Origin of the sequence: Nonomuraea sp. NPDC049624 (assembly GCF_040675255.1) — a bacterium.
Classification (GTDB): Bacteria; Actinomycetota; Actinomycetes; order Streptosporangiales; family Streptosporangiaceae; genus Nonomuraea.
Genome location: NZ_JBFAOR010000027.1, coordinates 19025 through 42024 on the forward strand (window position 1 = coordinate 19025; position 23000 = coordinate 42024).

The window sequence follows — 23000 nt, forward strand, 5'->3', positions numbered from 1 at the left end:
CGCCTTGCGATCAGGCGGAGAGCTCGGCGCGGTGCGGCCGAGGCCGGATCCGGCCGGCGCGGGCCGCCCGCCGCAGCAGGAGAATCGTGGGCACCATGCAGACCAGCAGCGCGAACAGGCTGGCCTCCGGGCCGAAGACGCCGCCGGTCAGCACGGTCGGGCCGGACAGCGTGACGTTCAGCAGGCCCTCGGGCGGCGCGGCCGCTCCGGAGACCGTGACACCGAAGATCCCTGCCTGGGTGAAGTTCCAGGCGAAGTGCAGGCCGATGGGCAGCCACAACGATCGGGTGGCGACGTAGGCGGCGGCCAGCATGGCTCCGCCCGTCAAGGCGATCGCGAACGCGCCCCACAGGGTGGCGTGGGGGTTGACCAGGTGCATCGCGCCGAACAGCAGCATGGACACGACCAGGGCGATCACAGTGCCGGTGCGCTCCTCCATGATGCGGAACACCACCCCGCGAAACAGCAGTTCCTCGGTGACGGCGACGCCCGCCATCAACCCCGCGCTGCCGAGGAAGCCGCCGAAGGATCCCCACGACAGCTCCTGCCAGCCACCGAACACCGCGATCAGCGCCATCAACCCGATGAACAGGCCCGCCCCGAGCAACGTTCCGCGCAGCAGCTGGGACCATCGCCGCGTCTTCCCGACCTCGGGGATGTCCGGACGGAGCTCGACGGCCCGGCACAACCAGCGGTAGCAGGCGACGGCGAGGACGGCCAGGCCGACCCCCACCGGCAGGGCGAGGATCGGTACGGGCGAGACGAGTTGGTTGATCCCCGTCGTCACCGACATCACACCGAACAGCGCGACCAGCAGGACGGGGAACCGGAACCTGCGCAACCGGCCACGCGCCGTGGCCGGACCGGTGTGCGGAGGGGTGGTCTTCGGATGCTCCGGGGACGCCACGATCTCGATCCTTTCGATCAAGTGGGCCGCGGTGTCTTCCGCGGCTCAACCGAGGCTAGGGATCGGAGCCGGGCATGCCATCCCCCTGGAACGGACAGAGCGGTAGCTCTCAGGAGGGATCAGGAACCGTCCCGGTCTCTGCCCCTGCGCGCCGCCGCCCCTTCGCACCGGTGCCCGCCGCGCGCTACGCCACGTCGAACTCGTTGCCCTCCGGGTCCGCCATCGCCACCGCATAGTGATCGACTCCGGGCTGCGACAACACCCGCACCACGGACGCCCCTGCCTGGACCAGCCGCTCCACCTCGGCGTCCACCCGCGCCCGCCGGACCTCCAACGGCACGTCCGTCCGCTTGCCGCCCACCTTCACATCCAGGTGCAGCCGATTCTTGACCGTCTTGGCCTCGGGCACCTGCGGGAACCAGATCCTCGGGCCGTGCCCCTCGGGATCGACGATGCTGTCGTTGCAGTCGCCCTCGCCCAGCTCGTCCTCGGGCACGCCGATGCTGAGCCAGTACTCCCGCCATGTGCCGAACTCGTCCGGCGGCGGCTCCACCGTGTACCTCAGCGCGCTCGCCCAGAACCGGGCCATGCGGTCGGGCGAGGCGCAGTCGATGACCAGCTGGAAGGAAACCATGGCAGCCATCCTGCCCGGCTGCCATGGCCTCGACGGACCCGCGGGCACCGACGCCTCCGGACCGGCCCTCCCTCTCCTGGGACCTGTCCACCGCTGCGACCGAGTCCGCGTACCGGCGTCAGGGGACGGCCTTGAGCAGCCAGAGCTCGTTCGTGTCATGACCGGGTTCGAACTGCACCACGCGTGCGCCCGGGTCGGTGGAGGCGTTCGCGACCGCCAGAACCTTGCCCGAGTGCTTGGCGATGAGCCGGTAGACGCCCGCCTCGTGCTCCTTGAGGTACCAGATCTGGCTGGGACTGCCGTTGATCCCCCACTGCATCGCGAAGTCGGCGTTCTGGTTCGCCAGGGTGACGTCGAGGGCCTTGCCGGAGTGTTCGGCGATGAACTTGTAGCCGCCCTCGGCGGGTTCCAGGCGGAAGATCTGGTTGGCCCGGCCGTGGGGGGTCCACTGGATCACCCAGCCCCCGTCGGACATGTCGCATTCCATGATGTCGAGGGCGAGCCCGGACTTCTTGTTGATCAGGGTGGCTCGGGCCGGGATGTCCATGGAGGTCCTCTCGGGCTGGGGCAGGAGGTGGCGGGACGCCGCCTTGCCTCCATAAGAGACGATCGTGCATGGGAAATCACCCTTCAACCGTGACCGCTTGCGGACAGGGTCTCCGACCGCACCTGGTCGTCACAGCGGGTCACCCGAGCTTGAGCAGCAGTTCGGTGAGCTCGGCCGGCATGGTGATCATGCAGTCGTGGCCCGTCGGCAACTCCCACACCTGCGCCGGGCTGCCGTTGGGCTGCGTCGCCGGGACGGGCCGCCGCTCGATGCCCTCCGGTACGCCCGCCACGCAGTGGATGTGCGTCCGCGGGATCGCGTGCGTGGCGGGGTTGTCCAGCCGGACCGGCTGCTGGAGGCAGAGCGCCGGCTGGTCGGACAACATCGTCCGCAGCCAGGCCACGTCCGCCGGGTCGGTGACCCCGAACAGGCCCAGGGGCGGCGGCAGCTCGGGCATCGGCGGGATGCGCCAGCCGGTCCCGGACCGCGCGGCGCGGTCGATGAGGGCCTGGGTGACGGGGTGCACGTCCACCGCGCTCTCGCCGTCCTCCGGGACCATCGCGTCGAGGTAGACCAGGTGGGCGATGCGTTCCGGGATGCGGTTGGCGGCGGAGGAGATGACCAGCCCGGCGTAGCTGTGGCCGACCAGGATCACGTCGGTGAGGTCGTTCGCGGTGATCAGCTCGACGATGTCGCCGGCGTGGGTGTCCAGCCCCACCTCGGGGCCGAGCAGATGGGCCTTGTCGCCGTGGCCGGTCAGCGACGGCGCGGCCACCCGGTGCCCGGCCGAGGTCAGGAGCGGGACCACCCGGTCCCAGCATCGTCCGCTGTGCCAGGCCCCGTGTACCAGCACGTACGTCGACATGTGCGGCTCCTTGCTCATCGAAAGAGGTGTTCGGTCCCGAGTGAGGTTTCCGCTCGTCCGCCGGCGCAGCCAGAGCCCTCGCGATCCTGGGGGTGAGGGGGCCAGGCACGCGCCGAGGTGCGCCATTACCGTGGGACGCATGAGCGGCGAATCCAACCTTCTGGGCGAATACGTACGCGCCCGCCGGGAGCTCGTCACTCCTGAGCAGGCCGGCATCCCCTCCGTGGGCGTACGGCGGGTGCCGGGCCTGCGCCGGGAGGAGGTCGCGATGCTCGCCGGCATCAGCGCCGACTACTACCTGCGCCTGGAGCAGGGCCGCGACCGCAACCCGTCCGCGCAGGTGCTGGTGTCCCTCGCGCGCGTGCTGCGGCTCGACGACGACGCGACGGCCTACCTGCTGCGCCTCGGGGCGGGCGATCCCCGGCGGCGACGGCGGCGGCGCAGGGAGAGCGTTCCCCCGGGCATCGCCAAGCTCGTCGCCGCGCTCGCGCTGCCCGCGTACGTGGAGGGCCGCTCCTTCGACGTCCTGGCCGCCAACGCGCCGGCGACCGCCCTGTCACCGCGGCTGGCGGCGGGGCGCAACCGCCTGCGGGACGTGTTCCTCGACCCCGCCGAGCAGGCTCTCTACCCGGACTGGGAGAACGCCGCGCAGGGCATGGTCGCCGGCTTCCGCAAGTCCGTCGGCGCCGACGTCGACGATCCCCGGTTCGTCGAACTCGTCGGCGAGCTCTCCCTCGCCAGCCCGCTGTTCAGCAGGCTCTGGGCCCGCCACGACGTGAACACGTGCGAAGGCGCGCCCAAGCGCCTCGACCATCCGCAGGTCGGTGAGCTGTGGCTGAACCGGGAGAGGCTGGGCGTGAGCGGCGCGGCGGGCCAGACGCTCGTCGTCCTGCATCCGGACCCCGGCACCGGCAGCGCCGAGAAGCTGGCGCTCCTCGCCTCCGCCATGGCTTCGCCGCCGCCGGCCCGCGAGGGCCGGTGGAAGGCGTGACTCAGGCGGAGGGGCGCAGGCGGCGCTCGGCCGGTGGGATCAGCAGCACCTCCAGCGCTCGGGCGCAGGCCCGCGCGTGCGCGGCGAACCAGTCGATCCGCGCGTCGCTGATCACCAGCGGCGTGGAGCGCACGGCCAGCGCGTAGCGGACGTGGTTGTGCCGGTCGAGCACCGGCACCGCGACGGTGCGGATGCCGTCGCCCGACTCCCCGTCGTTGAGCGCGTACCCGGACTCGCGCACGCGGGCCAGTTCCTCGCGCAGTTCGGCGTGGTCCACGATGGTGCGGCCGGTCAGCGCCGGCAGCGGGCCGAGCGCCTCCAGGTCGGCGCTGCCCTCCGGGTCCCAGGCCAGCAGCACCTTGCCCAGCGCCGTGGAGTGCAGGGGGCGGCGCAGCCCGGCGCCGCTGTCGGGGTTGAGCGAGCCGCCGCTCAGGATGACCGCGTGCCGGTCGTTGCGGACGGCCAGGTCCACGGTGGCGGAGGTGACGCGGGCCAGCTCGGCCAGCTCGGGGGCGATGCGGTGCAGGCCGCGCCGGTGGAAGGAGAGCTGCCCCAGCTCCGTGATGGAGGGCCCCAGCCGGTAGCGGCCGGTGCGCGCCTCCTGCTCCAGGAAGCCCGTGGCGGCCAGCGTCCTGGCCAGGCGGTGGGTGGTCGAGGTGGACAGCCCCATCCTGCGCGCCAGGTCGGACAGGCCGAGCGAGGCGTCACCGCCGCCGAAGCAGCCGAGCAGGCCGATCGCCCTGCGCACCGACTGGACGCTGTCGTCTGCTGCCATGCGGGAAACTCCGTCTTCCGAGTAGGGAGATCGGGGACCAGGTGAGAGCCGGTCCGGCCGGGAACGCTTCCCGCATCGCGGGACAATCTTTGCATTCCCTACCAATTTACAAGCAAACTCTGCCCATGACCACAGCCGCACTCGACGCCATCTGGTTCACCCGCTGTCCCGTCCCCACCGCCACAGGCATCGCGGCCGACCAGGGCTGGCTGGCGGAAGAGTTCGCCGGCGACGGGATCGAGGTCCGCTCGCTGCAGGACGACGACCCCGGCGTGCCCCGCGAGACCCACTACACCCACGCCCTGACCGGCCTGTTCCGCGAGGGAGGCAACGTGCCGGCGTTGTGGGCGCGCTCGCGCGGCGAGGCGACCAGGCTCATCGGGCTCACCTGGATCGAGGAGCGGCAGGTCGTGCTGGTGCGCGGCGGCACCGCCCTGGAGAGCCCCGAGCAGCTCAAGGGCCTGCGGCTGGCGGCGCCCCGGCATCGCATCGCCATCGACTTCTGGCGGGCCATGGCCCTGCGCGGCTTCCACGGCGCGCTCTCCCTGGCCGGGCTCGGGCTCGGTGACGCCGAGCTGGTGGACGTCGAGGCCGAGCCGGGCGGCGGCCAGTGGGAGGCCGAGCTGGCCGCGCTGGCCGCCGGCCGGGTGGACGCGGTCTACGTCAAGGGCGCGCTCGCCGTCGAGGCCGCCCTGCGCCACGGCGCGGAGGTGGGCATCGACCTGGACGCCGTGCCGGACCGGCGCGCGCGGATCAACAACGGCACCCCCCGCCCGATCACCGTCCACCAGCGCCTGCTGGACGAGCATCCGCAGGTGGTCACCCGCTTCCTGGCCGTCCTGCTGCGCGCCGCGGACTGGGCCGCCGCGCACCCGTCCGAGGTGGCCAGGATCCTGGGCGCGGAGACCGGCGCCGGCGCGACCGGCGTGGCCGCGGCCTACCGCCCCGGCGCCTCCCTCCACCTCGACCTGTCCGCCGAACGCCTCGACCTGCTGGCCGAGCAGGAGCGCTTCCTGCGCGGCCACGGCTTCCTCGAATCACCCGTGGACGTCGCCGCCTGGGCCGACCACACCCCGCTCCAAGGAGTCACCCATGCGTAAGCTGCTGCTCGCCCTTCCGCTCGCCCTCCTGGCCACGGCCTGCGGCGGCCAGGACACCACCACCGCCGCCGGCCAGGAGCAGGTCGTCGTGCGCATCTCCGACCCCGGCAACAGCGGCTTCCTGGCCGTCGCGAAGAAGGACGGCAGCCTGGACGCGGCCCTGGCCAAGGTCAACGCCAAGGTCAAGTGGGCCGGCGACTTCTCCGTGTTCGCCCCGGCCGCCCAGGCCATCAACGCGGGCTCGCTCGACATCGCCACCGGCTCGATCACCTCCGGCGTCACCGCGCTGGCCGTCAAGCCCAGCTTCAAGATCTTCGCCACCGTCCCGCCCGACCTGGCCGGGGAGGGCATCGTGGTGAAGAAGGACTCGCCGATCAGGTCCGTGGCCGATCTGGCCGGGCGCAGCGTGGCCGTCGGGCACGGCGGCACCAGCGAGTACCTGCTGCTCAAGGCGTTGCAGACGTTCGACGTGCCGGTCGAGAAGGTCAAGCGGGTCTACCTGCCGCCGCCGCAGACCGCGCCGGTCTTCGGCTCGGGCAAGGTGGACGCCTGGTCCACCTTCTCCACCTTCCTCATCCCCGCCGTCACCGATCTGGACGCGCGCGTCCTGGCCGACGGCGAGGCGATCAAGTCGGACAACTACGTGATCTACGTGGCCGCCAACAAGCTGCTGCAGGAGCATCCCGAGGTGGTCAAGGCGCTGTTCGCGTTCATCAAGGAGGGCAGCGCCAAGGAGATCGCCGATCCGGCGGCGTACCTGAACGTCTTCACCCAGACCGGCCCGCAGGCCGTGCAGGGCGAGCAGAAGGAGCTCGTGGTCGGCATCCAGAAGAAGGGCAGGCCCGCCCAGGCGGTCACCGCCGCCGAAATCACGAAATATCAGGACGTGGCGAGGTTCTTTCTCGACCAGAAGGTGCTCACCGCGCCGCTGGACGTCTCCCAGCACGTCGTGGACGTGACCACGCTCGGGAGCGCCCGGTCATGAGCCTGGCCACGCACACGGAGGCCGGCGTCGAAGGGCTCGTCGCCCCCCAGCCGCCGCGCTCGTCCGGCCGCCACCCGGCCGTCACGCTCGCGCTGCGCGCCACCGGCCCCGTCCTGCTGCTCGCCGCCTGGTACGCGGCCACCGCCACCGGCGCCCTCACCCAGGACGTGCTCGCCGGCCCTCAGGACGTCGTCGACACCTTCGGCGAGCTGTGGGCCGACGGCCAGCTCCCCGAGGCGCTGCGCGTGTCGGTCACCAGGGCCGGGCTCGGCCTGCTGCTGGGCGCCTCCACGGGGCTGGCGCTGGGCGTCGTCTCCGGCTTCACCCGGCTCGGCGAGGAGCTCGTCGACTCCTCGATGCAGGCCCTGCGCGCCATCCCGTTCCTGGCGCTGACCTCGCTGTTCATCGTGTGGTTCGGGATCGAGGAAGCGTCCAAGATCCTGCTGATCGGGGTGGCCTGCACGTTCCCCATGTACATCAACGTCTCCAGCGGGGTGCGCAACGTGGACCGCAAGGTCGTCGAGGCGGCCCGCTCGTTCGGGCTCGGCCGGCTGGCCATCGCCCGCGAGGTCGTGCTGCCGGGCGCGCTGCCGTCGATCTTCGCCGGGCTGCGGTTGTCCACCACGCTCAGCGTGATCGCGCTCATCGCCGCCGAGGAGATCAACGTGACGGCCGGGCTCGGCTACCTCATGGCCCGGGCCACCGACTACCTGCGCACCGACATCCTCGCTCTGTGCGTGCTGCTGTACGCGGTGATCGGGCTCGCCGCCGACCTGGCCCTGCGGCTGGCCGAGCGGGTCACGATGCCCTGGCGCAGGGCGGTGACGATCCGATGAGCCTCGCCGTACGCACCCGGGGGCTGCGCAAGGTCTTCGGCGAACGCGCCGTGCTCGACGGGGTGGATCTGGACGTGCGGCGCGGCGAGTTCCTGGCGCTGCTCGGCGCGAGCGGCACCGGCAAGACCACGCTCCTGCGCATCCTGGCCGGGCTGGACGCGGCCGGCGGCGGCAGCGTGCTGGTGCCGCCGGTGCGCACCGTCGTCTTCCAGGAGCCGCGGCTCGTCCCGTCCAAGCGCGCCCTCGCCAACGTGATCATCGGGCAGGGCCGCGCCGCCCGTGCCAAGGGCCTGGCGGCCCTGGCCGAGGTGGGGCTGAGCGGCCACGCCGACGCCTGGCCCGCGACGCTGTCCGGCGGCGAGGCCCAGCGGGTCGCGCTGGCCAGGGCCCTGGTACGCGAGCCGGAGCTGCTGCTGCTCGACGAGCCGTTCGCCGCGCTGGACGCCCTGACCCGGCTGCACATGCAGGACCTGATCGCCGAGCTGTGCGCCCGGCACCGCCCGGCCGTGGTGCTGGTCACGCATGACGTGGAGGAGGCGATCCTGCTCGCCGACCGGATCGCGGTGCTGCGCTCGGGCACGTTCGTCACCGATGTGCCGGTCGAGCTCGACCGGCCGCGCGACCGCACCGACCCCGACTTCGTCGAGCTGCGCCGCCGGCTGCTCGCCGACCTCGGCGTGGACACCCACGCGGGAGCGGCGCCATGACGGCGCCCGGGAGAAGTGCCGTGAGCAGGGCCATGAGCAGGACCACGACGGCGGCGGGCTGGATCGCCGGGAACGCCGCCGCGCTGACCGGGCTCGCCGACCGGATCTGGGCCTACGCCGAGCCGTCGCTGCGCGAATGGCGCTCGGCCCTGGCCACCGCCGCGCTCCTGCGCGCGCACGGCTTCACGATCGCGTGGGGCACGGCCGGCCTTCCTGCCGCGTTCGTCGCCACCCACGGCGACCGCGGGCCGGTGCTGGGCTTCAACGTCGAGTACGACGCCCTGCCCGGCCTGTCCCAGCGCGCCGGCGCGGCCCGGCACGAGCCGGTCACGGTCGAGGGCGACGAGTACGCCCCCGCCTACGGCCCCGGCCACGGCTGCGGCCACAACGCCCTGGCGGCGGCGTCGGCAGGCGCGGCCATCGCCGCCGCCACGGCACTGGGGAACCGGGCCACGATCAAGGTGTTCGCCTCCACCGGCGAGGAGCACCTGGTCGGGAAGGCGTACGCGGTGCGCGACGGCGCCTACGACGGGCTGGACGCCTTCCTCGACTGGCACCCCGCCCCCGTCACCGGCACCGGCTGGGACGTCACCAGCGCCCTGTACTCGGCCACGTTCTCCTTCCTCGGCTCGCCCGGCCACGGCTCGAACCCGCTGGGCACCCGCAGCGGCCTGGACGGCGCGCTGCTGCTGACGGAGATGGTCGAGCGCCTGCGCGCCGGCCACGTCTCCCCCTCCGGCCGGGTCAGCTACATGATCAGCGGCGGCGGCGCCCCCAACGTCACCCCCGACCTCCAGACGGTGTGGGTCTACGTCCGCGAGTCCACGGCCGCCGCCGCCAGGACCCTCTACGACCAGGTCGTGACCTGCGCCCACGCCGCCGCCGCCGGCAGCGGGACCCGGCTGGAGCACCGCCTGGTCACCGCCATCAGGCAGGGGCTCGGCAACCGGGCGGGCGCCGAGCTGCTGCACCACACGATGAGCGAGCTGGGGCCGCCGGCGTTCACCGACGCCGACGACGCGTTCGCGCGGCGGCTGCAGGCGGCGATCGGCCGGCCGGCCGCCGGCCTGGCCGGCGAGGTGCTGCCGCTGCGCCCGCCCGCCGGTCCCGACCTCGGCGGCCCGTCCAGCGACACCTCCGAGGTGAGCTGGACGGCGCCGCACCTCAGCCTGGTCGCGGCCGTGGTGCCGCTCGGGGTGCCCCTGCACTCGTGGGCGGCCACCGCGGCGACCGGCACCCCGATCGCGCACGCCGGGCTGCTGGCCGCCGCCCGCTACCTGGCCACGGCGGCGGTCACGCTGGTCGAGCAGCCCGAGACGCTGGCGGCGGTCGGCGCGGAGTTCGACTCCCGCGACCGCGAGCCCGCGCTCCTGCCGGTCGGCGCCGAGCCGCCGTACCACCTGCCGCCGCCCGGCTTCCTCGACGAGACGGGCCAGTCGCCGCGGCCGACCCGGACGCCGCCCGTTTCCGCTGAACCCCTAGGAAAGATCTGACATGTCCGTCCTGCTCATCTCCGGCAGCCCATCGGCCGCCTCGCGCACCGTACGCCTGCTCGACCACCTGGCCGGGCGGCTGGGCCGGCCCGCCACCGTCCTGCGCCTTCGCGACCTGCCCGCCGAGGCCCTGCTGCGCGGCGACACCGCCCATACCGAACTGGCCCACGCCACCGCGCAGGTGGCCGCGGCCGACACGATCGTCGTCGCCACCCCGATCTACAAGGCGTCCTACACCGGCCTGCTGAAGGCGTTCCTGGACGTCCTGCCGCAGGGCGCGTTCGCCGGCAAGACGGTGGTGCCGATCGCCACCGGCGGCACCCCGGCCCACCTGCTGGCCGTGGACTACGCCCTGCGCCCGGTGCTGAGCGTGCTCGGCGCGCGGCACGTCACGCGCGGCCTGTTCGTGCTGGACACCCAGATCGAGCCGCTGGCCGGGGAGCTGCTCCCGCGCATCGACGCCCTGCTGGAAGAGGTCCCGCTGGGGGCGGCGGCATGACGACGCACCGCACCGCGCGCTTCCACCTGGTCCTGCCCACCGCGAGCCCCGCCCCCGCCGAGCTGCCGGCCTTCGTCACCGACGTGCGGCCGGCGCTCACCGACCCCGCTGGACGGGCCGCCGTGGCCGCGGACCTGTCCGGGTGGGCGGGCGCGCTCTCGCCCTTCGACGCCGCCGGCCAGGAATCTCTCGTCGTCGCCGCCAACGCCCTGCGCCGCACCCGCCACCTGCGGGTCGTCGCCGAGTTCCACCCCGCCGTGGCCACGCCGGTCTACGCGGCCAAGCTGTCGGCGTCCCTGCAGCGTTTCTCCGCCGGACGGCTCGGCTGGCGGCTCGCGGTGGACCTGGACCCGGCCGTGGCCAGGGCGCAGGGCGACTTCCTGACCGGCGCCGCCCGGTTCGCCCGCGCCGACGAGTTCCTCACCGTGGCCAAGGGCGTCTGGGGCGGCGGCCCGTTCGACTTCGCCGGGGACTTCTACGAAGTGGTCAAGGGCGGCTTCGGCGCGCCGCTGTCGTCCCCGCCCTTCCCCGAGGTGCACCTGTCGGGCGCCTCGCCCGAGGCCCTGGAGCTGTCGCGCCGCCACGCCGACGTGCACGTCTTCGCGGCCGCTGACGACGTGGCGGCCCTCGTCCCCGAGCTGCCCGGCCTGCGCTACGGCGTGCGCCTGCCCTCGGTCGAGGCCGCCGACGAGTACGCCGCGCTCGGCGTCACCGAGTTCTTCCTCCAGACCGAGGACGTCTACCGCCTTGGCGAGCACGTGAAGGAGCGGTCTGTTGACCGTTGACATCTACTGGCGCATCCACATGGAGGGCGACCAGCCCTCGCTGCGCCGCCGCGTCCGCAGCCGAGGCGGTTTCGCCCCCGGCGGCACCGCCCCCGGCACCAGGGACGGCCGCGACGACGGCTACACCCACGCCGACTACATGGCCGAGGTCGCCAGGGCCGCCGAGGACAGCGGCTTCACCGGCGGGCTGCTGCCGAACTTCCCGCACACCGACGACCCGTGGGCCGCCGCCGCGACGCTGGCCCGCGAGACCACGTCGTACCGCTTCATGGTGGCCTTCCAGCCCGGCTTCCTGCACCCCGTCCAGGCCGCCCGGATGACGGCCACGCTGCAACGGGCCACCGGCGGCCGGATCGTCTACAACGTCATCTCCGGCGGCGGCGGCCCGGCGCAGCTCTGGTGGGGCGACAAGGTCGACCACGACGACCGCTACGCGCGCACCTCGGAGTTCCTGGACGTGCTCAAGGGCGTCTGGCAGGGCGGGCACACCCACCGGGGCCGCTTCTACCAGGTGGAGAACGCCGGGCTGCCGGAGGAGCTGGCCGGGCAGCCGTTCCCCGAGATCTTCTTCTCCGGCTCCTCCCCCGCCGCCATCGACGCCGCCGGCCGGCACGCCGACTACTACCTGTCCTGGCTGGAGCCGTTCGAGGCGCTGAAGGAGAAGTTCGACGCGGTGCGCGCGCACAGTGCCACGCCGCCCCGGTTCGCCGTGCGGGTGGACCTGCTGGCCCGGGAGAGCGAGGAGGAGGCGTGGGCGGAGATCGAGGCCGGCTGGCGGGCCCGGCCGCGCGAGCGCGACGCCGGCGAGGGCGACTCCGTCGGCGTGCGGCGCAGCCGCGCCTTCCTCGCCGGAGCCGGTGGGGACCCCCGCGCCCTGGAGGTCGCCCCCCACGTGTGGGGCGGGTTCAGCCAGCTGCGCGACGGCCCGGCCTTCGGCCTGGTCGGCGACTACCACCAGGTCGCCGACCAGCTCGACCGGCTGCTTGACCTCGGGGTGGACGCCCTCATCCTGGCCGGGATCCCCCATCTCGAAGAGGCCCGCCGCGTGGGCCGCCACGTTTTGCCGCTACTGAAAGGACGCTCCTGATGACCGCCAAGGTCGGCTTCTTCCCGCAGAACAACACGCTCTGGATGGCCCGCCACCGCGACCTGCTGCCCGACGTCGAATGGGTGGACCTGAACGCCCTCGGCCGGGGCGAGCGCGTCGATCCCACCCGGGCCCTGCCGTCCGCCCACGGCGACCACCTGTTCGACGGCGGATACGACTTCATCGGCACCGGCTCCACGCCCCCGGTCACCGCCCAGGCCAAGGGGCACGACATCGTGTACGTGGCGATCTCGGGGCCGCGGGTCGAGAACGGCCGCCTGGTGGTGCGGGACGACTCCCCGATCGGCTCGGTGGCGGAGCTGAAGGGCAGGCGGGTGGCGCTCGGGCACGGCTCCTGGCAGACCACCCTGCTGCTGCTGGCGCTGGAGCGGGCCGGGCTCGGGTGGGGCGACATCGTCCCGGTGGACGCCTACGGCAACGCCGCCGAGCTGCTCGTGAACGGCGACGTGGACGCCTGGGTGGGCTCCTACCCGGACCTGACGCCGGTCGAGTCGCGCACCCGGACGCTGGTGGAGACCGAGGGCCTGTTCAGCCACCGCTCGCTCTGGTTCACCCGCCGCGACTTCGCCCAGGAACAGCCGGAGGAGCTGGCCAGGATCGTCACCGCGCTGCAGCGGGCGGACCGCTGGACGGAGGAGCACCCGCGCGAGGCCGCGGCCCTGTTCGACGGCGACCTGGACGCGTGGGAGCACGCGCTGCGCACCCGCCCGTGGGGGCTGCACCCGGTCAGCGCGGAGTTCGTCGCCGAGCAGCAGCACGCCGCCGACCTGTTCCACGCCAACGGGCTCATCCAGCGGAAGATCACGGTCGCGGACGCCGTCCTCCCCGAGATCGGCGAGCTGGTGACGCGAACCCGGTGACTCCTGCCCGCACCGCCGCCCACGCGGCAGCGGAGAGACCGGCCTTCGACGATCATCCGTCACTCGGCTCCGTCTCCGCTGTTCGCGCTGCCCAGTAGGCGAGGTTGTGCCGGGTGGCCAGGGTGTGGGGGTGATCCGCGCCCTGGACGCGTTCGTGGATGGGGAGCAGCGCGGCGTACTGGTCGCGGGCGGCGGCCGCGTCCCCTGCCAGCCCGGTCCAGTAGGCGAGGTTGTGCCGGGTGGTCAGGGTGTGGGGGTGTTCGGGGCCCTGGACCCGTTCGTGGATGGGGAGCAGGGCGGCGTACTGGTCGCGGGCGGCGGCCGCGTCGGCCCCCGCCTCCCCGGTCCAGTGGGCCAGGTTGGCTCGGGTGGTCAGGGTGTGGGGGTGTTCCGGGCCCCGGACGCGTTCTTCGATCGGGAGCAGCGCGGCGTACTGGTCGCGGGCGGCGGCCGCGTCAGCCTCCGCCTCGCCCGTCCAGCGGGCGAGGTTCGCCCGGGTGGTCAGGGTGGCGGGGTGCTCTACGCCCTGGACGCGTTCCCGGACGGGCAGCAGCGCGGCGATCTGGTCGCGGGCGGCGGCCGCGTCCCCGGCCTCCCCCGTCCAGCGCGCCAGGTTGGCGCGGGTGGCCAGTGTGTCAGGGTGTTCGGCGCCCTGGACCCGTTCGTGGACGGGGAGCAGCGCGGCGTACTGGTCACGGGCGCCGGCCGCGTCCCCCGCCCGCCCGGTCCAGCGGGCCAGGTTGGCCCGGGTGATCAGGGTGGCCGGGTGTTCCGCCCCTCGGACGCGTTCTTCGACGGGGAGCAGCGCCGCGTACTGGTCGCGGGCGGCGGCCGCGTCCCCCGTCTCCCCCGTCCAGCGGGCCAGGTTGGCCCGGGTGGCCAGAGTGTCAGGGTGTTCCGCGCCCTGGACGCGTTCCCTGATGGGCAGCAGCGCGGCGATCTGGTCGCGGGCGGCGGCCGCGTCCCCTGCCTCCCCCGTCCAGCGGGCCAGGTTGTTCCGGGTGGTCAGGGTGTCAGGGTGTTCCGCGCCCTGGACGCGTTCGTGGACGGGGAGCAGGGCGGCGAACTGGTCGCGGGCCGCGGCCGCGTCCCCGGCCCGCCCGGTCCAGTAGGCGAGGTTGTGCCGGGCGGTCAGGGTGTCGGGGTGTTCCGCGCCTTTGACGCGTTCGTGGATGAGGAGCAGGGCGGGGTACTGGTCGCGGGCCGTGATCGCGTCCCCGGCCTCCCCCGTCCAGCGGGCCAGGTTGTGCCGGGTGGTCAGGGTGTCGGGATGGTCCGCCCCCAGGACGCGTTCTTCGACGGGGAGCAGCGCGGCGAATTGGTCGCGGGCGGCGGCCGCGTCCCCCGCCTGCCCCGTGTAGTAAGCGAGGTTGTGCCGGATGGACAGGATGACGGGGTGTTCGGCGCTCAGCGTTGCCGCCGCATGGGTGTAGATGTCCTGCTGGAGCCGGACGGCGTTGGCGTAGTCACCGCTGGCGCTGAGGTAGGTGACGAGCCGGTTCAGGCCGGGTGAGCCCCCCGGCAGCACGGCGCGGGCGTGCGGGAGGAGTGCCTGGTAGGCGGGCCAGGCACCGATCGTGTCCGGATCGTCGGGGAGCGCGGACAGGATCAGATCCGACGCGATGCGGTGCGTTCGATCGCGCTGGGCGGGGGTGAGCTGGTGCAGAGTGACGGCCTGGACGAGCCGGTGCACGCTGACGAGGTCCTCGGGCTCACCGGGCACGAGCTCGACGGGGCCGCGGGCGATGGTGATCAGGCTGTAGGACTCCAGCAGTGCCAGTGCGTCGCCGACCTCGATCTGGTCGGTCTCCGGCAGGCCGTCCAGAACGGAGCCGGGCAGGTTGTCGGGGGCGAAACAGGCAAGCAGGTTCAGCACGTCGATGGCCAGGGGGTTGACGGCCTGGATGCGAAGGTGGCTGAGCGTCAGCACCTTGGCCACCACGCGCTCGGCGTCGCCCCCGGCGGTCGCGGTGGTGGCGTACATCCTGGCGGGGATGTCGCTCAGCAGCCGCAGGTACGCGGCCAGGTTCATGCGAGGGGTGCGGGCGATGTAGGCGCCGGCCTGGGTCAGCGCGAGCGGCAGATCCCCCAGCTGTTCGGCCAGCTCCGCCAGCCTGCCCGTGTCGGCGGAGTCCGGCGGGCCGACCAGGCCGGCCAGCAGGCCGATCGCCGCCTCGCGGGTCAGCAGCTCCAGCCGGAGCGGGGTGACGTTCAGGTGCTGCCAGCCGACGTCGCGGCGGGTGGTGATCAGCACGTGGCCGTGCACGAGGCGGGCCAGGTACGGCTCGACGTCGGCGACCTCCTCGACGTTGTCGAGCACGACCAGCCAGCCAGGGTGGGTGGCCAGCCAGCTCAACGCCCAGGCGGCGGCTTCCTCGACGGTCGTCTGCCCGGCGGCGATCGAGTCGACGCCACAGGTCAGCGCCCTGGCCAGGGCGGCCAGGCCGGCCCGGATCCGGTCGGGGCCGTCGGCGTCGATCCACCACACCAGCTGATACTCGTCGTGGTGGTGGCAGGCGTACTGCAGGGCCAGTTCGCTCTTGCCGACGCCCCCCAGCCCGAGCACGGCCTGGCTCATCAGGCCCGCGGCCGTCGTGTCCCGCAGCGTCCGGCGCAGAGCCGTCATGGCCGGGGCCCGGCCGACGAAGGCGGCCGCGGGGCGGCGCGGCAGGCCCGACAACCCCGCCGGAACCCGCACAGCGCCGACGGGAGGCAGCGGCCGCCGCGGGCCCTGGTGGGTGATCTCGTTGATGATCTGGTCGTGGGCCGCCTGGTACGTTCGGCCGTGCTCGCGAGCGCTGCCATCCATCTGGACGTCCGGCCGCTCCCGAGGTTCGTCCAGCGGGGTGGTGGTCATCGCTCGTTGATGGTCTGGTCGCCGCCTGCCTGGTACACCCGGCCCTCCCCGGATGCCTCGGCCCGCATCTGCACGTTCCGCGCGCCGTCACCGGTCGAGGCGATGCCGGAATCGTCTCCGCCGATGGCGACCGTCCGCTCGCTGGAGTCCGGCACCCCAGGCGGTGCACCCTGCCCGGCCGCTGCCGGGCTCTGCCCGGCCGCTGCCGGGCTCTGCTCGGCGCGCAACTGCGCACGCAACGCCAGCACCGCCACCAGCAGGGCCGCCGCGCCCAGCGCCATGCCGGTGAACATGCCGACCACGCTTGCCCGCTGATCCAGCACCTGCAGCACCTGGTCGGGCAGGTGCAAGGGATCGGCGAAGAACCACAGCACCCCAGCCACCAGACAGAGCCCCAGCACGACGGCCGCGGCGATCGCCACAACCCGCCACAGCTGCGATTTCGTCGCGCGTCCTGCCCCGGACGACGTCTTCGACATGTCTCCAGGGTGCCCCGGAGCCGGCGGCGGCGGACCTGAAGTAGCGAAGGCGTTACCAGCCTGCGCGTGCTGGAGGCAGGCCGTGGCGGCCGGCAGCCGGATACGTCTCCGGCGTCGCCTATGAGCTGAGCAGGTCGAAGTGGAAGCCGACCACGAGCGCCACCAGCGACAGGACACGAAAGTGCACAGCTTGTGGATGCTCCAGCCACTTGGCCAGGTTCGCCAGTGTCCAGCCCATCAGCAAGCGCGTGCCCAGCCATGCCCACCAGGCCGCGAAGCCACCGACAACGGTGCCGATCAGCCCGATGGCCATGTTCGTGAGTATCCCAACAGCCGCGTTCGGAGGTCGCCAGTCGGGAGTGAGCGCCGCCAGGGCGAACCACCAGACGGTCATCAGGAGTCCGAAGAGCAGGAGGTCGGCTCGATCGCGTTCACGGCAAGCCATGTGGCGACGGCTGTGAGACGTTGCTGTCCCGCGATGTCGAGGATGATCGTCAAGCCGGCGGCGAAGGTGACCAGCTTGCCCGCACGCCCCAAGGCCAGGATCGACCATCCATGGAGCGTGTGTTGATTCACCTGCACGTTGTCGAACCACATCTGCCACGCCTGGACGAGACCGAGGTCAGCCACAGCGCGGCGTAGAGCCGTCGTAGCGGGCTGCCTAGCGAGTTGAGGGAAGAGAGCCGGGCGGCCGGCGGCGCGCGACAACCGGCCGCCCGGACCGTTCGGAGGTGACGCCGCGAGCCAGGGGCGGGCGTCGGTCACGCTGAGGCCGGCGAGCGAGGTCGAGGTGCCGCGCCCACGGGCTCCGCGCCCACGGTGTTCGCGCCCACGGTGTTCGCGCCCACGGTGTTCGCGCCCACGGTTTCTGCCTCGCCGCCGGGTGTGGTCAGGAGAGCAGGACCGGGCCGCCGTCGTCGCGCAGGCGGCGCAGGAACGTCAGGACGCCCGTGAGCCCCTGCGCCCACGACGGCCCGCCCTCGCCCGGCAGCCCCGTGACGAAGACGGGACGGTCGTGCGTGCCGCCGCTGCGCAGCAGGAGCTGGGTCACGGCGTCGCGGGCCGCGTCGCGGTAGCGCGGTTCGCCGGTGGCCACGGCCAGGTCCACGAGCAGGTGGCCCACCCCGGACACGCCGCAGCACGGCCCGACCACGACCAGCCGGGGCAGCCAGCCCAGGCACACCTCGGCGCACCGGACCGCCAACTCGGTGTGGCGCGGCTCCCCGAGCACGGTCCCGGCCCGCAGCAGCACCCGCCCGACCCCGGCGTGCCCCTGGCACCAGGAGATCGCGAGCGGCATCGCCGCCCGTCCCGCCGCCTTGGCCAGCAGCGGTTCGGTGCGCCCGGCCAGCTCGCGCAGCTTGACGGCGGCCAGCTCCGCCGCCCTGTCCTCGCCGGTGCGTTCGGCGTACTCCAGCAGGAAGTCGATCTCGCCGGCCAGGCCGTGCGCGTAGCCCACGGCGGTCTCGAACCCGGCCGTCTCCGGATACCGCTCGCTCGTGTACGGCGACGGCGCCGTGCCGGTCGCGATCAGCTCCACGCAGCGCTCGGCCACCCGCAGATGGTCGTCGCCGAGCCCCCGGCCGTGCAGGATCAGGTGGCCGAGCCCGACCCCGGCGGCCCCGATGATGACGTCGGGGCCCTCGGGGGTCCAGTCCTCGCCCGGCACCGGAGGGTGCGGGCAGACCCCGGCCTCCTGGAGCACGAGGTCCACGCCCGTACGGCCGGCGTACAGGCCGTGCGGGAGCGCGGTGCGGGCGGCGGTGGTCCTGGCATGCTCCAGCAGCCGGGGCAGGAGCGCGGCCACGTCGGGGTCGGCGCGGTGCCGCAGCAGCTCGGCCGCCACTCCGGCCGAGCCGCTGTAGAGGCTGGCGTCGTGCTCGGCCGAGGAGTCGGAGTGGCCGTCGATCACCGTCGCCGTCTGCGCCACCAGGTCGGCCCGGACGCTGCGGACCAGGTCGGCGATCAGGGCGCGGTCCACGTGCGGCGGCGCGGGCAGCTCCGGCACGCCCTCGGTCTCCGCCCGGCCGCCGGCCCCGTCACCACCGCCTTCCGCGCCGGAGGAGCCGGAGAAGCCGGAGAAGCCGGAAGAGTTGGAAGAGCCAGAAGAGGGGCGGTAGAGGACGCGGAAGGTGGCGCCGCCGTCGTGGGCGAGGGCACGGGCCGCCGCTCGGGCGCGGTCGGGGTCGCCGCTCAACAGCTCGGCGATCGCGCCGATCACGCCCTGCGGGGCCGGCCCGAAGGCGCGGTGGATCTGCTGCAGGGCCCGCCGCCGCGGCAGGTCGAAGTCGTCGTCGGACTCGACCGGCTGCTGGAAGCCGGCCGCGTACCACAGAGTCATGCCGAGCCCGTGCCAGTCGTCGTGGTCCAGCGGCTCCATCCGGCGGCGTTGCCGTTCGGGCATGTAGCCGAAGGTGCCGCCCTTCATGTGCAGGCCGCCGGCCGCGGCGAACCCGAAGTCGACGAGGAAGGGCCGCGCGCCGGTGACGACGTTCTTGGGGGCCAGGTCGTACATGACGACGCCGCGCTCGTGAACCTGCGAGAGCGTGCGGGCCAGAGAGCAGGCCAGGTCCTCCAGGGCACGGCCGGGCGGCGGGTCCTCGGCGGCGAGCGGATAACGCCCGGCGGCCAGCAGGTCCTGTTCCAGGTTGCGCTCGCCGGCGTCGGTGATCACCAGGAACTCGTCGTCGCCGTGCCGGAAGTGGTCGAGGAAACGCGGCACGCCCTCGACGTCGCCGAGCATCGACAACACCCGCCGCTCGTTGCGCAGCCGCAGGCGGGTGTCCAGCCCGTCCTCGGACTCCAGGACGTACGCCCTGGCCTGCTTGACGACGACGGCCGAGCCGTTCCGCTCGTCGAGCGCGCGGAAGACGCTGCCCCGGGCGGACTCGTACACGCCGGCGGTGATCCGGTACCGGCCGCCGATCACCGCCTGGCCGGTCGGGCCGGCGGCGGCGCCGGTGAACGGGTCCTCGGCCCACGGGGGCTGGCGGTAGGTCAGGGACGCCTCGCCGTCGAAGACCTCGCCGGCGGGGCCGTACAGGCGGGTGGCGACCTGGCCTCCCGCGTTGGCGTGCCAGGAGGCGATGAAGGGGCCGTACCGGTAGTAGACGGGCGCGTCGTCGGCCACCCGCCGGTCGCTCACCACGCGCGGCCCCTTGCGGCCCCGCAGCAGCCCGGCGAGCGACAGCCCGATCTCGCGGACGCGGTCCTGCGGCGGGTAGACCGTGCACGCCTTGCCGACGGCGGCCGGGTTGCGAAGCCCGTCATTGAGCGCGCCCAGCAGGACGGGGGTGCGCGCGAGCTTGAAGGGGCAGCCCAGGTCCAGCAGCGCGGGGACGACGAACTCGGCGAACTCCGCGTACCCGGACTCCCGCGAGGACAGGTGCAGCTTCCACCCGTGGTCGGGCAGATCGAACGCCGGGACGTCCACCATCAGCCACAGCGAGCTCCTACGGACGGTGTGTGGACGCCCCTCGGCGAGGCGCCGCACAAGGCGTTCGATCTGCTCGTGATCAGTGTCGGTCATCATCGGTGCGAGTGATCGACTGGTCCGGCCGAGGCTCCGTCACACCACCGTCGAGCGCTGGCAGTTGCTCGATCCGCTGCGGCAGATGCAGGTGGGCACGCAGCCCAGCCGCAGGTGCAGGCTGCCGTACTCGTCGTCGAACAGGGCGGCGGGCTCGATCGTCGTCTCGCCGGCGAGCCGCGGTTCCAGTTCCAGAAGCGCCGTCATCGGTTTGCCTCTCCCCTCGTGGGCGGGTGCCGATCACCCGCCTTCGTCATGGTCACCCACGCCGACGAGCCAGTCTTGGACAAACCCGAAATGTTCGACATGTTGCCGAACGGCACGATCAGCCCGCGCGAACCAGGACGGACGGCGTCCGGTCAGCGCCTTGCAGTCGCGGGCCAGGTGGGCCTGGTCGTAGAAGCCGCACTCGATCGCCACCCGAGCGCCCGGCCGGCGACGGGCCAGCAGGCGCAGGGCCCGCCACAGGCGCAGCAGGCGCGCCGACGCCTTGGGCGGCAGGCCCACCTGCTCGCGGAAGCGCAGCTCCAGCAGGCGTTCGCTCATGCCGGTCCGCCGGCACAGCTCGGCCACCGGCAACCGGCCCCCGCGGCCGGCGAGCAGCCGCCACGCCCGGGTGACCACGTCGGTCTCCGGGACGTACCCGCCGAGCCGGTCGCGCAGGAAACGGTCGGCCAGCACGAACACCTCCGGCCAGGACGACGCCGCGCGCAACGCCCCGACCAGCCGCTCCCCTGCGCGACCGGTCGCCTCCCGCAGCTCCACGGGCGCGTCCACCAGCCGGTTCATCGGCAGCCCGAACACGGCGTGGGCGACGCGCGGCGTCATGCAGACGTCCAGGCTGCGCGCCCCGACCGGCACGCCGACCTCGACGGGCCGGGTGCGCAGCCCGAAGACCGCCGGCTCGCACGGCCCGCCGTCCAGCACGATGACGAGGTGTGCCAGCCCGTGCGGATAGAGCACGTGCCCGCCGGGCAGGCCCGGCTCGTGTCCGAGCTGGTACCAGTGCCGGGCGCGGTGCGCCACGCTCCCGGACGTAGGCGGCCAGGGCGATTCCAGAGGGTCCTGCACCGGCCGATCATGATCATCGTCGTGTTGAGCATCTGTGGAGTTCTTGTTGATCACCGTCGCTCTCGCGACGCACACTCGGCCTATGCCGGACGAACCCCTCGAACTCCACGACGTCTCCGTCGCCGACTGGTACCCCCACTCCGACACCATGGCCGAGGTCGGCTTCCTGACGGTCGCCCGCCGCCTGCCCTCCCTGGTCGCCCGGGCCATGCGGATCGCCTGGACGGCCAGCCGCCGCGACACCGCCGCCGCGATCGGGCTCCACCTGCTCGGCGGGGTGTTCACCGCGTTCGGGCTGCTGGCCACCACCGGCGTGCTGACCGCCCTGTTCAGCCAGGGGCCCACCCCCGACCGGGTGATGGCCGCGCTGCCCAGCCTCGTCCTCGTCGGGGTGTCGGCGGCGCTCGGCGCCGCCGTGCAGGGCGGCGCGGGCTGGGCGCAGGCCCGGCTGACCCCACAGATCTCCCGCGCCACCGAGCAGCGCCTGTACGGCCTGACCAGCCACGTCGAGCTCGTCGCCTACGACGACCCCGGCTTCCACGACGCGCTGGAACGGGCGAACAACCGCGGCGCGGTCGTGGCCGACTCGGTCGTCTCCGAGGCCGTGGACGTGATGACCGCCCTGATCGGGATCGCCGCCACGGCCGGGGTGCTCGGCGTGCTGCACCCCGCGCTGCTGCCGCTGCTCCTGCTGGCCGTGCTGCCCGACACCTGGGCCGCCGTGCGCAGCGCCCGCATGCGCTACACCACCATGCACGGGCTCATCCCCGCCCGCCGCCGCAAGTGGATCGTCGCCGAGCTGCTGGCCGAACGGGAGCCGGCCGCGGAGCTCCGCTCGTTCACCATGCGCCCGTTCCTGCTGCGCCTGTACGACGCCGTCGCCCGCGCCGAGCAGGACGTGATGCTCCGGCTGGCCCGCCGCCAGACCGTCGCCAGGCTGGTGGGCCAGGCGCTCGGCGGGCTCGGCGCCGGGCTGGTCTACGCCGCGCTCGGCGTGCTCCTCGCGGTGGGGGCGATCCCGCTGGCCGTGGCGGGCACCGCGGTCCTGGCCATCAGGTCGGGGCAGCAGTCGCTGAGCAACCTGATGTTCGCCACCAACAGCCTCTACGAGCAGGGCCTGTACTTCACCGACTTCCTGCAGTTCTGCGCGGACGCCGAGCGCCGCCTGCCCAGGCCCGGCGGCGGTCCCGCCCCGGCGGGGTTCGACCGCCTCACCGCCCGCGAGGTGACCTTCACCTACCCCGGCGCCGCCGCCCCCGCCCTGCGCGGGGTGTCCGTCGAGATCGAGCGCGGCGAGGTCGTGGCGCTCGTCGGCGAGAACGGCTCGGGCAAGACCACGCTGGCCAAGATCCTCGCCGGCCTGTACGCCCCGGAGTCGGGCGTGGTCCGCTGGGACGACACCGACCTGGCCGAAGTGGACCCCGACGACCTGCGCCGCCGTACCGCGGTGATCGCCCAGGACCACACCCGGTGGCCGCTGACCGTACGGGACAACATCACGATGGGCACCGGCCGAGGCGAGCCCGCCCTGCACGCGGCGGCGTCGGTGGCCGGGGCGGACGAGGTCGTCGCCGCGCTGCCGCACGGCTACCGCACCCTGCTCGACCGGCGGTTCAAGGACGGCCAGGAGCTGTCCGGCGGCCAGTGGCAGCGCATCGCGGTCGCCCGCGGCTTCCACCGGGACGCCGAACTGCTGATCTGCGACGAGCCCACCGCCGCCCTGGACGCCCGCGCCGAGCACGCCCTGTTCGAGCGCATCCGCGACCACGCCGAGGGCCGGACGGTCATCCTCATCACCCACCGCCTGGCCAGCGTGCGCTACGCCGACCGCATCTACGTGCTGGAACGCGGCCGGGTCGTCGAGCACGGCACCCACGAGACCCTGATGGACGGCGACGGCCTCTACGCCGACCTGTACACGCTGCAGGCCAGCGCGTACCGGTAGGACCCCCGCCCCGGGCGCAGGGCGCAC

Annotated in this window: 23 protein-coding genes; 11 read left to right on the forward strand and 12 right to left on the reverse strand. The window is 73.5% G+C overall.

From position 1 onward, the window contains the following. Positions 1-10 precede the first annotated feature (10 nt). The 4 genes from AB0J76_RS49020 to AB0J76_RS49035 form a co-directional block, all read right to left on the reverse strand. Complete coding sequence (locus tag AB0J76_RS49020; RefSeq protein WP_352322659.1) at positions 11-907, reverse strand: type II CAAX endopeptidase family protein; 897 nt, start codon at positions 905-907, stop codon at positions 11-13. Between the two features lie 184 nt (positions 908-1091). Continuing rightward, a complete protein-coding gene (locus AB0J76_RS49025; protein ID WP_352322660.1) occupies positions 1092-1541 on the reverse strand; it encodes a VOC family protein in 450 nt (149 codons plus the stop codon). Positions 1542-1659: 118 nt separating this feature from the next. Further along, complete coding sequence (locus AB0J76_RS49030; RefSeq protein ID WP_352322661.1) at positions 1660-2088, reverse strand: RICIN domain-containing protein; 429 nt, start codon at positions 2086-2088, stop codon at positions 1660-1662. Between the two features lie 139 nt (positions 2089-2227). After that, entirely contained in the window at positions 2228-2953 is a 726-nt protein-coding gene (locus AB0J76_RS49035) for an alpha/beta hydrolase (RefSeq protein WP_352322662.1), read from the reverse strand. Between the two features lie 139 nt (positions 2954-3092). Here AB0J76_RS49035 and AB0J76_RS49040 point away from each other — a divergent pair, with 139 nt between their 5' ends. Then, complete coding sequence (locus AB0J76_RS49040) at positions 3093-3944, forward strand: helix-turn-helix transcriptional regulator (RefSeq protein ID WP_352322663.1); 852 nt, start codon at positions 3093-3095, stop codon at positions 3942-3944. Position 3945: 1 nt separating this feature from the next. Here the strand turns inward: AB0J76_RS49040 and AB0J76_RS49045 are convergent, their stop codons facing one another. Beyond that, positions 3946-4719 carry an IclR family transcriptional regulator gene (locus tag AB0J76_RS49045; RefSeq protein ID WP_352322664.1) on the reverse strand — a complete coding sequence of 258 codons (774 nt, stop codon included), beginning with the start codon at positions 4717-4719 and terminating at the stop codon, positions 3946-3948. A gap of 125 nt (positions 4720-4844) precedes the next feature. On the opposite strand from AB0J76_RS49045, the gene AB0J76_RS49050 reads away from it, so the two are divergent. Genes AB0J76_RS49050 through AB0J76_RS49090 form a run of 9 tightly spaced genes read left to right on the forward strand, consistent with a single transcriptional unit; the run spans position 4845 to position 13092 of the window. After that, positions 4845-5819 (forward strand): ABC transporter substrate-binding protein, encoded by a 975-nt coding sequence (locus tag AB0J76_RS49050; protein WP_352322665.1) that lies wholly within the window; start codon positions 4845-4847, stop codon positions 5817-5819. Next, entirely contained in the window at positions 5812-6804 is a 993-nt protein-coding gene (locus AB0J76_RS49055) for an ABC transporter substrate-binding protein (RefSeq protein WP_352322666.1), read from the forward strand. Before AB0J76_RS49050 ends, AB0J76_RS49055 begins: the two co-directional genes overlap by 8 nt. Further along, on the forward strand, positions 6801-7640 hold the full coding sequence (locus AB0J76_RS49060; protein WP_352322667.1) for an ABC transporter permease subunit: 840 nt from the start codon (positions 6801-6803) through the stop codon (positions 7638-7640). Before AB0J76_RS49055 ends, AB0J76_RS49060 begins: the two co-directional genes overlap by 4 nt. After that, on the forward strand, positions 7637-8347 hold the full coding sequence (locus AB0J76_RS49065; RefSeq protein WP_352322668.1) for an ABC transporter ATP-binding protein: 711 nt from the start codon (positions 7637-7639) through the stop codon (positions 8345-8347). The genes AB0J76_RS49060 and AB0J76_RS49065 overlap by 4 nt, the downstream gene beginning before the upstream one ends. 32 nt (positions 8348-8379) lie before the next feature. Continuing rightward, the gene (locus tag AB0J76_RS49070; protein ID WP_364394274.1) at positions 8380-9840 is read left to right on the forward strand and encodes a hypothetical protein; all 1461 of its coding nucleotides are present in this window, start codon (positions 8380-8382) and stop codon (positions 9838-9840) included. A 1-nt stretch (position 9841) separates the two neighbouring features. Next, positions 9842-10339 carry an NADPH-dependent FMN reductase gene (gene ssuE / locus AB0J76_RS49075; protein WP_352322670.1) on the forward strand — a complete coding sequence of 166 codons (498 nt, stop codon included), beginning with the start codon at positions 9842-9844 and terminating at the stop codon, positions 10337-10339. Continuing rightward, entirely contained in the window at positions 10336-11124 is a 789-nt protein-coding gene (locus AB0J76_RS49080; protein WP_352322671.1) for an LLM class flavin-dependent oxidoreductase, read from the forward strand. Before ssuE ends, AB0J76_RS49080 begins: the two co-directional genes overlap by 4 nt. After that, positions 11114-12211, forward strand: coding sequence for an LLM class flavin-dependent oxidoreductase (locus AB0J76_RS49085; protein WP_364394278.1), 1098 nt, complete (start codon positions 11114-11116; stop codon positions 12209-12211). The genes AB0J76_RS49080 and AB0J76_RS49085 overlap by 11 nt, the downstream gene beginning before the upstream one ends. Further along, positions 12211-13092 carry an ABC transporter substrate-binding protein gene (locus tag AB0J76_RS49090; protein ID WP_352322673.1) on the forward strand — a complete coding sequence of 294 codons (882 nt, stop codon included), beginning with the start codon at positions 12211-12213 and terminating at the stop codon, positions 13090-13092. The genes AB0J76_RS49085 and AB0J76_RS49090 overlap by 1 nt, the downstream gene beginning before the upstream one ends. Before the next feature lie 52 nt (positions 13093-13144). Here AB0J76_RS49090 and AB0J76_RS49095 read toward each other — a convergent pair whose 3' ends face one another. From AB0J76_RS49095 to AB0J76_RS49125, 7 genes are all read right to left on the reverse strand, one after another. After that, on the reverse strand, positions 13145-15949 hold the full coding sequence (locus AB0J76_RS49095; protein ID WP_352322674.1) for a tetratricopeptide repeat protein: 2805 nt from the start codon (positions 15947-15949) through the stop codon (positions 13145-13147). Further along, positions 15946-16428, reverse strand: coding sequence for a hypothetical protein (locus AB0J76_RS49100; RefSeq protein ID WP_352322675.1), 483 nt, complete (start codon positions 16426-16428; stop codon positions 15946-15948). Before AB0J76_RS49100 ends, AB0J76_RS49095 begins: the two co-directional genes overlap by 4 nt. Positions 16429-16546: 118 nt before the next feature. After that, a complete protein-coding gene (locus AB0J76_RS49105) occupies positions 16547-16741 on the reverse strand; it encodes a hypothetical protein (protein WP_352322676.1) in 195 nt (64 codons plus the stop codon). A gap of 80 nt (positions 16742-16821) precedes the next feature. Then, positions 16822-17025: a hypothetical protein gene (locus AB0J76_RS49110; protein WP_352322677.1), complete on the reverse strand. Its 204-nt coding sequence runs from the start codon at positions 17023-17025 to the stop codon at positions 16822-16824. A 292-nt stretch (positions 17026-17317) separates the two neighbouring features. Beyond that, positions 17318-19960 (reverse strand): lanthionine synthetase LanC family protein, encoded by a 2643-nt coding sequence (locus AB0J76_RS49115; protein ID WP_352322678.1) that lies wholly within the window; start codon positions 19958-19960, stop codon positions 17318-17320. Positions 19961-19996: 36 nt separating this feature from the next. Then, positions 19997-20164, reverse strand: coding sequence for a hypothetical protein (locus AB0J76_RS49120; protein ID WP_352322679.1), 168 nt, complete (start codon positions 20162-20164; stop codon positions 19997-19999). 33 nt (positions 20165-20197) lie between these two features. Next, complete coding sequence (locus tag AB0J76_RS49125; protein ID WP_352322680.1) at positions 20198-21028, reverse strand: helix-turn-helix domain-containing protein; 831 nt, start codon at positions 21026-21028, stop codon at positions 20198-20200. An 82-nt stretch (positions 21029-21110) separates the two neighbouring features. Here AB0J76_RS49125 and AB0J76_RS49130 point away from each other — a divergent pair, with 82 nt between their 5' ends. Beyond that, on the forward strand, positions 21111-22973 hold the full coding sequence (locus tag AB0J76_RS49130; protein ID WP_352322681.1) for an ABC transporter ATP-binding protein: 1863 nt from the start codon (positions 21111-21113) through the stop codon (positions 22971-22973). Positions 22974-23000: the final 27 nt, after the last annotated feature.